Genomic DNA, 9,146 nt, shown 5'->3' on the forward strand with positions numbered 1-9,146 from the left:
CCACCGTCGCGCGCCGGGCCGCCGAGCACGTCACCCTGGTGCTGCCCGACGGCGCCGAGCTGGGCGTACGGCCAGCGGTCGCCGACGACCTGGCCGGTGTGGTGGAGCTGCACGAGCGGTCCTCGACGCGGACGCGGCACCGCCGCTACCTGGGGGGTGCGACCGTACCCGCGCCGGCCCGCCTGCGGCGGCTGCTGGAGCCGGCGCGCGGGCTGACCCTGCTGGCGACGGTCGCGGGCTCCGGCGGGGCGGCGGATTCGGTGGTCGCCATGGCGAACCTGCTGGCCGAGGGTGACGAGGCCGAGGTGGCGCTGCTGGTGCGCGACGACTGGCAGCGGCGTGGCCTCGGCTCGGCGCTGCTGCGTCGGCTGGTCCGGCAGGCCGACACGGCCGGGTACGCGGCCCTGGTGCTGCACGTGCAGGCCGACAACGCGCCGATGCTGCGGACGCTGCGCCGGCTGGGCCGCCCGACGACGGCCGAGCACGACGGCAGCCTGGTGACCCTCACCGTCCCGCTCACAACGCCCCAGCCGGCGAAGGTGCAAGGAAGGGTCCCCCGCTAACGCCTGCGGTAGAGGAAGGGCCCCTTCTCAACAACGGCTCGGCCGGGCGCTCGGTGGAGTGTTGACAGGGCCCCCCTGCTATGCGGAATGCGTTAACGGGGGGCCCTTCCTTACACCGCAGGTGGTCAGGTGGTGGGATAGCTGCTGTAGTCGGGGAAGTTGCCGTAGAGCCGGCTGTCGCCGCCGACGGTGACCGCCTGCACCAGCAGGTCGCCACCGACGAAGGCGCCCTTCCAGGAGGCGCCCCGGCCGCCGAAGGGTTCGTCCCGGTCGCCCCGGGAGCGCGGCTTGTTGATGCCCACCTTGAACGCCTGCAGGTCGACGGCGAGCTTCGCGGCCAGGTCCTCGTCGTCGCAGGCGAGCGAAGCGACCAGTGCGCCGTTGGAGGCGTTCATGGCGGCCAGCAGTTCGTCGGTGGTGTCCACCACGACGATGGTGTCGACGGGCCCGAACGGCTCGGCGTGCATCAGCCGGGACCGGCCGGGCGGGGCCAGCAGCACCGACGGCGCCACGTACGCCGAGGTGTCCTGCCCGTCGAGGAACGGCGCGCCGTCGAGCTTGCCGCGGTGCAGCGGGATCGCGCCGCCGCGTACCGCCTCGTCGACCTTGCGGCGCAGCTCGTCGGCCTTGGCGCCGCTGATCAGCGGTCCGAAGTCCAGCTCCGGCAGCGCGTCGCCGGCGGACCAGTCGTCGCCGACGGCGAGCGGGTGTCCGAACCGGACGGAACGCACCACCGGCAGGTACATGTCGAGGAACTCGTCGACGAGGTCCCGCTGCACGACGAAGCGGGGGTACGCGGTGCAGCGCTGCTTGCCGTACTCGAAGCCCTTCTTCAGGTGGGCGGCGAGCAGGTCCCACTGGGAGAAGTTCCAGATGCCCCAGGCGTTGAGGCCCTCCTGCTCGATGAAGTGCCGCTTGTCGGTGTCCAGCAGCGCGGCGGCGACCTTCCCGCCGTTGGAGCGCCCGCCGACGAAGGCCACCGCGCCGATCTCGGGAGCCCGGACCAGCACCTCGGACAGCTCCTCGCCGCTGCCGGAGACCAGGGTGGCGGGCAGCCCGGCCCGGCGCATGAGCGCGTGCGCCACGGTGAGGCAGACCGCGCCGCCCTGCGACGGGGTCTTGGCGATCACCGCGTTGCCGGCCAGGAGTTGCACCAGCTCGGCGTGCACGAGCACGCTCATCGGGTAGTTCCAGGAGGCGATGTTGCTGACGGGGCCGGGTAGCGGTTCCCGGCCGTCGGCGAGCATCCGGTCGATCTCGCCGACGTACCACCGCACGCCGTCGAGGGCGCGGTCGACGTCGGCGCAGGCCAGCCGCCACGGCTTGCCGATCTCCCAGACCAGCAGCATGGCGAGCAGGTCGCGGTGGGCGGTGAGGGCGTCCACCGCCTGGGTGACCCGGGCCTTGCGTTCGGCGAGGGGCGTCTCCGCCCAGTCCCGGTGCGCGACGGTGGCGTGTGCCACGGCGGCGCGGGCGGTCCGCGCGTCCAGGCGGGGCAGGTTGACCAGGACGGTGTTGTCGACCGGCGTGCGGACGGCACCGGGCGAGCCCACGGCCCGCCACCCGCCCTCGATCAGGTTGTGCAGGGTGGTGATGCCGTCGACCTCGGGCCCGAACGCCTCCGGGGCGGCGGCGACCGCGCGGGCGAGAGTGTCCGACCAGGCGGTTCCGTCGGCGAGTCGTAGAGCCATCGCATCCTCCTCAGGGTGGTCCGGGGAGCGGCGGCGTCGATGGCACCGCTGGTGTCGCGTACTGTCGCGTGCCGCGCGACGGGGCGGCAACAGTACGTTCGTATGTCAGGACGCCAGATCCGTGCGCGAACCGACGTGCCGCCGTCTGCGTGCGGTCCACACCGCACCTGAGCAGGGGTTATGGCGTAAGGCAATCGGTCATAATCGATGGTGTGACGTATCTCCGGATGACACGAGTCGGGTTACCGGTCAGTACCGCGCATCGGCTGTGACTGATCCCGACAGGAGGACGGCGAAACGGCCGCCGGGCAACTGCCCGGCGGCCGTTTCGGTGGTACGAGCGGAAATCAGCTGGTGAAGGTGATGCTGTCCCGGCGACGACGCAGCACGGTCAGCGCCACGCCACCACCGATCAGGGCGAGACCGGTCAGCGCGATGCTGGTGCCGGCGACGCCGGTGACCGGCAGGCCGCCGTCGTCCTCGCCGCCGCCACCGCCGCCGGTGCCCGGCGTCGGCGTGCCGGACCCGCCTGGGTTCTCCGACTCGCCCGGGGTCCCCGGCGTCGTCGGCACCGGGGTCGTGGGCGTCGGCGTCCCGGGGGTGTCGCTGCCGGCGCAGGTGTGGCTCAGGTTGAACTTGTCGGCGGTGCCGCTGACCGTGGCCGTGCCGTCGACGAGCGTCCACCCGGCCGGGGTGAAGACGTAGGCGTGCTTGACCTGCGGCTCCTTGCCGCCCGTGGAGTAGAGGGCGTCCGGGTAGGCGTCCGTGGCGTCCGGCACCTTGACGGTGACCGTGTTGGTGCCGTCGGAGAAGGTCAGCGTGAGGCTCTCGAAGTTGCCGCCCTCCTTCGTCGGAAGGACGAAGTGCCAACCGTCGTGGTCGGCGGGGAGCTCGTCGAACCGCTCGTCGTTGCACTCCTGCTGGAAGCCGGCGGCGGTGGAGCCCTTGTGGTCCGGGTGGAGCGGGGCCGTGCTGGACGCCCAGGCGGGAGTCGCGAGGGTGAGGCAGGCCGCGGCGGCGGCGGTGGAAACAGCCGCGCGCGCCACGCGCCGACGCTGTGGCATGAGGATTTCCTCCGGGGATCGATCGAGGGGACAGCACATGATCGCATGGGCGATCACCGTGCGCGACATCAGATGATCGGGTCGTACTGCGACTACCTGCGGGTTCATCGGGTGCATCGGTGGGAATTAGTCACGCTCCGCAGGCGTGTCGCCGTAACACATTCGGCCGGCGTGGCGCTGCGGGTGTCGTCCCGAGGTTTGCCGTGCCGTCCACGATGGTCGCCCTTCACAAACAGGTGACGCCCGGATTACATTGTCGCTTATCCATGGGAGCGCTCCCGGGCCCGTGGGTCACCCCACCACCACCCGCCGCCGGCACGCCGGCCCCGGCGTCGCCGTCGCGCGCCCCCTGGCCGGCGAGCCGGCGGCACCACCGACAGGAGCAACCGTCATGCGCCACCCGAGACGCCCCTGGCGGGCGGGGAGCGACCAGCCCTGGCCACGCCGCCTGCTCGCCGCCGGTGCGGCCCTCACCGTCGGGCTCACCCTGGCCGCCGCACCGGCACCCGCCTCCGCGGCCCGAATCGCCGCCGAGGAGGTCGCCGCCGCCGCGCCCGCCTTCAACTACGCCGAGGCGCTGCAGAAGTCCCTCTTCTTCTACGAGGCGCAGCAGTCCGGCCGGAAGCCGGCCTGGAACCGCGTCTCCTGGCGGGGCGACTCCGCCCTCACCGACGGCGCCGACGTCGGGCTCGACCTGACCGGCGGCTGGTACGACGCTGGCGACCACGTCAAGTTCGGCTTCCCGATGGCGTTCAGCGCCACCATGCTGGCCTGGGGAGCGGTCGAGTACCGGGACGGCTACGTCGCCTCCGGCCAGTTGCCGCACCTGCTCAACAACCTGCGCTTCGTCAACGACTGGTTCGTCAAGGCGCACCCCGCGCCGAACGTCCTCTACGGACAGGTCGGCAAGGGCGACGACGACCACAAGTGGTGGGGCCCGGCCGAGGTGATGCCGATGGCGCGGCCCGCGTACAGGATCGATGCGAGCTGTGGCGGCGCGGACCTGGCGGGGGAGACGGCGGCAGCGATGGCCGCCTCGTCCATGGTCTTCCGGCCCACCGACGCCGCCTACGCCGACAAGCTGCTCGGGCACGCGAAGCAGCTCTACACGTTCGCCGACACGGTGCGGAAGAGCTACCACGAGTGCATCACCGACGCGACCAGCTTCTACCGCTCCTGGAGCGGATACCAGGACGAGCTGGTCTGGGGCGCCATCTGGCTGTACCGGGCCACCGGCGACGCCAGCTACCTCGCCAAGGCCGAGAGCGAGTACGACAAGCTCGGCAACGAGAACCAGACCACCACCAAGTCCTACAAGTGGACGATCGCCTGGGACAACAAGCAGTACGGCGCGTACGTGCTGCTGGCCCGGCTGACCGGCAAGCAGAAGTACCTCGACGACGCCAACCGCTGGCTCGACTACTGGACCGTCGGCGTCAACGGGCAACGGGTGCCGTACTCGCCCGGCGGGATGGCCGTGCTCGACTCCTGGGGCGCGCTGCGCTACGCCGCGAACACCAGCTTCGTCGCGATGCTGCACGGTGACCACCTCACCGACGCGACCCGCAGGGCGCGGTACACCGACTTCGCGCTGCGGCAGATCAACTATGCGCTCGGCGACAACCCGCGCAACTCCAGCTACGTCATCGGGTTCGGCGCCAACCCGCCGAAGAACCCGCACCACCGCACCGCCCACGGCTCCTGGTGGGACAGCCAGACGGTGCCGGAGGAGACCCGGCACGTGCTCCACGGCGCGCTGGTCGGCGGCCCGTCGTCGGCCAACGACGCCTACAGCGACAGCCGCTCCGACTACGTGATGAACGAGGTCGCCACCGACTACAACGCCGGCTTCACCTCCGCCCTCGCCGCGCTCGTCGCCAAGCACGGCGGCACCCCGCTCGCCGGCTTCCCGGTCGCCGAGACCCCGGACCGGGACGAGTTGACCGTCGAGACCACGGTGATGCAGGCCGAGCCGCGCGCCACCGGGCTCAAGGCGATCATCTACAACCGGTCCGCGTACCCGGCCCGCGCCCTGACCGACGGGCGCTTCCGCTACTACTTCCGCGCCGAGGGCACGGTCGCCCCGGTGGTCACCCCCGGCTACACCCAGGGCTGCCCGTCGCCGTCCACGGCCCGCCAGGTCTCCGGCGACCTCTGGTACGTCGAGGTCGACTGCACCGGGCACACCATCGCCCCGGCCGGCCAGTCCGCGCACCGGATGGAGGTGCAGTTCAAGATCGGCGTACCGGAGGGTGGCACCTGGGACCCGACCAACGACCCGTCGTACACCACCGCCGCCGGGCCGAACCGGAACGTGCCGCTCTACTCCGGGGGCGGTCGGGTCTGGGGAGTCGAACCTGGTGCGCCCACTCCGGACACCACCGTGCCGACCGCGCCGGGCACCCCGACCGCGTCGGCGGTCACCGCGACCGGGCTCACCCTGAGCTGGCCCGCGTCGACCGACAACGTCGGCGTGACCGGCTACGAGATCACCCAGGCGCAGGTCGGCAGCGACGCGCTCGTGCTGCTCACCACGTCGACCACCAGCCTCGCGGTCACCGGGCTCACCCCGGAGCGGACGTACCAGTTCTCGGTACGGGCCCGCGACGGAGCCGGCAACCGCTCCACGGCCTCGCCGACGATCTCGGTGACCACGCCGGCCCGACCCGCGCCGGACACCACCGCGCCGACCGCGCCGGGCACCCCGACCGCCTCGGCGGTCACCGCCACCGGACTCACCCTGAGCTGGACGTCGTCGACCGACAACGTCGGCGTCACCGGCTACCGCGTCTACCGGCGGAGCGGGTCGACCGACCTGCTGATGGGTTCGCCCACGGGCACGTCGCTCGCGGTGACCGGGCTGGCCGCCTCCACTTCGTACAGCTTCCACGTCGTGGCGGTCGACGCGGCCGGCAACACCTCCGCGGCGTCCGCGCCGGTCACCGTCACCACCGCGGACCCGCCGGCCGCCGGCGCCTGCCGGGTGACGTACGCGACCAGCGACTGGAACACCGGCTTCACCGCCACCATCACCATCACCAACACCGGTACGGCCACCGTCAACGGCTGGACGCTCGCCTTCGCGTTCCCGTTGTCGTCCCAGAAGGTCGGCCAGGGCTGGTCAGCCACGTACGCCCAGACCGGCACGGCGGTGACCGCGACGAGCCTGTCCTACAACGGCGTGCTGGCACCCGGAGCGTCCACCGGCATCGGCTTCAACGGCACCCACACCGGGAGCAACCCGAAACCCACCACCTACACCCTCAACGGCGTCCCCTGCACCGTCGCCTGAGGACGGCGTGCGCAACTTCGGGGAAGATGCTGCCTCACGTGCCGTTCGAGGCGACAACTTCCCCGAAGTTGCGGGGGGACGTCGACCCGGCCTCAGTCGGCCAGTTCTTCGGCCAGGAGGTCCATCAGGACGGCGTCGTGCCAGCGGCCGTCGGCGCCGCGCTCGTAGCGGCGCAGGACGCCCACCGGGCGGAAGCCGACCTTGGCGTACGCGCGGATCGCCGCGGTGTTCGCCGCCGCCGGGTCGATGGTGAACCGGTGGTGGCCGTACTCGTCGACCAGGTGCCGCACGAGGGTGCGGATCGCGTCGCCGCCCAGCCCGGCACCGCGTACCGCCGGGTCGAGGAAGATGTCCATGCTGGCGTGCCGGTAGTCCGGGTCATCCTCGGCGTACCACTGGATCGCGCCGACGACGCGGCCGTCGTGCTCCACCGCGTACACGGTGAGGCCCTCGTCGTCGAGGTCCGCGCGGACGGCGGCGGCGAGGTCGTCGCCGCCGCGCCACCACCGTCGCACCTCGGGCTCGGCGCGGATCGTCGCGAGCGCCGGCACGTCGTCGACCGTCATCGGCCGCAGGGTCACCGCCCGTCCGCGCAGCACGGCGTCAGCCCCGGATCTCGCCGTGCTCGACGCAGACCGCCGACCAGCCGACCGGCAGCACCTGCACCTTCATGCGTCGGCGGCAGTGCGCGCAGTAGCGGGGCGGTTCGAGCGTCCGCGCCGCCGCGCACCCGTCGTGCGACCCGACCGCCGCGGCCTCACCGCAGCGGTCGCACCACGTGACCGTCACCGTCGACCTCACAGTGTCGCGGAGAGCGCCTTGACCGGCATCTTCAGGTCCTCGAGCAGGTCGAGGTCCGCCGTCGCCGGCCGCCCCAGCGTGGTCAGGTAGTTGCCGACGATCACCGCGTTGATGCCACCCAGCAGCCCGTCGCGGGTGCCGAGGTCACCGAGGGTGATCTCCCGGCCGCCCGCGTACCGGAGGATGGTCCGCGGCATCGCCAGCCGGAAGGCGGCGATGGCCCGCAGCGCGTCCTTGCCCTCCACCACCGGACGGTCGCCGAGCGGGGTGCCGGGGCGGGGGTTGAGGAAGTTCAGTGGAACCTCGTGCGGGTCCAGTTCGGCGAGCTGCGCGGCGAACTCGGCCCGCTGCTCGACGGTCTCGCCGAGGCCGAGGATGCCGCCGCAGCAGACCTCCATGCCGGACTCGCGGACCATCCGCAGGGTCTCCCAGCGCTCCTCCCACGAGTGCGTGGTGACCACGTTCGGGAAGTAGGAGCGGCAGGTCTCCAGGTTGTGGTTGTATCGGTGCACGCCCATGTCGACCAGGTCGTCGACCTGCTCCTGGGTCAGCATGCCGAGCGAGGCGGCGACCTGGATGTCGACCTCCGCCTTGATGGCGGCGACGCCGTCGCGCATCTGCTTCATCAGCCGCGCGTCCGGACCGCGCACCGCGGCGACGATGCAGAACTCGGTCGCCCCCGTCTTCGCGGTCTGCTTCGCCGCCTCGACGAGCGACGGGATGTCCAACCACACCGAGCGGACCGGGGAGGTGAACAGGCCGGACTGCGAGCAGAAGTGGCAGTCCTCCGGGCAGCCGCCGGTCTTCAGCGAGACGATGCCCTCGACCTCGACCTCCGGGCCGCACCAGCGCATCCGCACGTCGTGGGCGAGCTGGAGGGCGGCGGGCAGGTGCTCGTCGGGCAGGTTCAGCACGGCGAGGACACCGGCCTCGTCGAGGCCGACGCCGTTCTCCAGCACCTGGGTACGGGCCTGGTCGAGGATCTCTGGCATGGCTCGTACCCTACAAGGCCGCCCGGCGGGGGAAAACGGGCCGCGGGTCGGCCGGCGGAGCCGGGGTGGAAATGCCGGTCGGGTACCGGCGGGTGGTAATTTCGCCCGGCGGAAGCGGCCGGGTGGGCCGCCGGGGTGACAGCGGTGAGGGGTGACGGTGGCGGACTGGCTGGCGGCACTCGACCGCCGCGCCGAGCTGCGCGCGAAGGCGGGACTGACCCGCAGGCTGCGCCCCCGGGCCGCCGGCGACGCCGTGGTCGACCTCGCCGGCAACGACTACCTCGGCCTGGCCACCCACCCCGAGGTCACCGCCGCCGCCGGTCGGGCACTCGCCGCGTACGGGCTGGGTGCCACCGGGTCGCGCCTGGTACGCGGATCCACCGACGCCCACCACGCCCTGGAGGACGCGCTCGCCGACTGGCTCGGCGCCGAGCGGGCGCTCGTCTTCTCCTCCGGTTACCTGGCCAACCTCGGCGCGGTCCGGGCCCTGGTGCAACCCCGTACGCTGCTCGTCTCCGACGCCCACAACCACGCCTCGCTGATCGACGGGTGCCGGATCTCCGGCGCGGAGACCGTGGTGACGCCGCACGCCGACGTGGCGGCGGTGGCCGCCGCGCTCGCCGCCGCCCCCGGGCGGCCCGCCGTCGTGGTCACCGAGTCGGTCTTCTCCGTCGACGGTGACCTGGCGCCGCTGGCCGACCTGCACGCGGTGGCCCGTGCGCACGGCGCCCTGCTGCTGGTCG

Annotated in this window: 8 protein-coding genes; 3 read left to right on the forward strand and 5 right to left on the reverse strand. The window is 72.5% G+C overall.

The features are described from left to right. Nucleotides 1-35 precede the first annotated feature (35 nt). Nucleotides 36-563, forward strand: a complete 528-nt coding sequence (locus AB0I76_RS15900) for a GNAT family N-acetyltransferase (RefSeq protein WP_357035245.1) — start codon at nucleotides 36-38, stop codon at nucleotides 561-563. 125 nt (nucleotides 564-688) lie between these two features. Here the strand turns inward: AB0I76_RS15900 and AB0I76_RS15905 are convergent, their stop codons facing one another. After that, entirely contained in the window at nucleotides 689-2,254 is a 1,566-nt protein-coding gene (locus AB0I76_RS15905; protein WP_357035224.1) for an aldehyde dehydrogenase family protein, read from the reverse strand. Between the two features lie 347 nt (nucleotides 2,255-2,601). Further along, nucleotides 2,602-3,318, reverse strand: a complete 717-nt coding sequence (locus tag AB0I76_RS15910; RefSeq protein WP_357035227.1) for a hypothetical protein — start codon at nucleotides 3,316-3,318, stop codon at nucleotides 2,602-2,604. A gap of 391 nt (nucleotides 3,319-3,709) precedes the next feature. On the opposite strand from AB0I76_RS15910, the gene AB0I76_RS15915 reads away from it, so the two are divergent. Continuing rightward, a complete protein-coding gene (locus AB0I76_RS15915; protein WP_357035230.1) occupies nucleotides 3,710-6,610 on the forward strand; it encodes a glycoside hydrolase family 9 protein in 2,901 nt (966 codons plus the stop codon). Nucleotides 6,611-6,702: 92 nt separating this feature from the next. Here the strand turns inward: AB0I76_RS15915 and AB0I76_RS15920 are convergent, their stop codons facing one another. Genes AB0I76_RS15920 through bioB form a run of 3 tightly spaced genes read right to left on the reverse strand, consistent with a single transcriptional unit; the run spans nucleotide 6,703 to nucleotide 8,403 of the window. After that, on the reverse strand, nucleotides 6,703-7,209 hold the full coding sequence (locus AB0I76_RS15920; RefSeq protein ID WP_357035233.1) for a GNAT family protein: 507 nt from the start codon (nucleotides 7,207-7,209) through the stop codon (nucleotides 6,703-6,705). Nucleotides 7,210-7,213: 4 nt separating this feature from the next. Then, entirely contained in the window at nucleotides 7,214-7,411 is a 198-nt protein-coding gene (locus tag AB0I76_RS15925) for a hypothetical protein (RefSeq protein WP_357035236.1), read from the reverse strand. After that, nucleotides 7,408-8,403, reverse strand: a complete 996-nt coding sequence (gene bioB / locus AB0I76_RS15930; protein WP_357035239.1) for a biotin synthase BioB — start codon at nucleotides 8,401-8,403, stop codon at nucleotides 7,408-7,410. The genes AB0I76_RS15925 and bioB overlap by 4 nt, the downstream gene beginning before the upstream one ends. A gap of 157 nt (nucleotides 8,404-8,560) precedes the next feature. Between bioB and AB0I76_RS15935 the strand changes: the two genes are divergently transcribed. Next, nucleotides 8,561-9,146, forward strand: a 586-nt coding sequence (locus AB0I76_RS15935) for an aminotransferase class I/II-fold pyridoxal phosphate-dependent enzyme (RefSeq protein WP_357035242.1), incomplete at its 3' end; no start/stop codon positions are given.

The organism is Micromonospora sp. NPDC049799, assembly GCF_040656655.1.
Taxonomy (GTDB): domain Bacteria; phylum Actinomycetota; class Actinomycetes; order Mycobacteriales; family Micromonosporaceae; genus Micromonospora.

What these genes read in the sequence shown, in the direction of transcription:
- AB0I76_RS15910 (WP_357035227.1), bottom strand. Translation starts at nt 3,318, where the DNA reads ATGCCACAGCGTCGGCGCGTGGCGCGCGCGGCTGTTTCCACCGCCGCC.
- AB0I76_RS15915 (WP_357035230.1), top strand. Translation starts at nt 3,710, where the DNA reads ATGCGCCACCCGAGACGCCCCTGGCGGGCGGGGAGCGACCAGCCCTGG.
- AB0I76_RS15905 (WP_357035224.1), bottom strand. Translation starts at nt 2,254, where the DNA reads ATGGCTCTACGACTCGCCGACGGAACCGCCTGGTCGGACACTCTCGCC.
- bioB (WP_357035239.1), bottom strand. Translation starts at nt 8,403, where the DNA reads ATGCCAGAGATCCTCGACCAGGCCCGTACCCAGGTGCTGGAGAACGGC.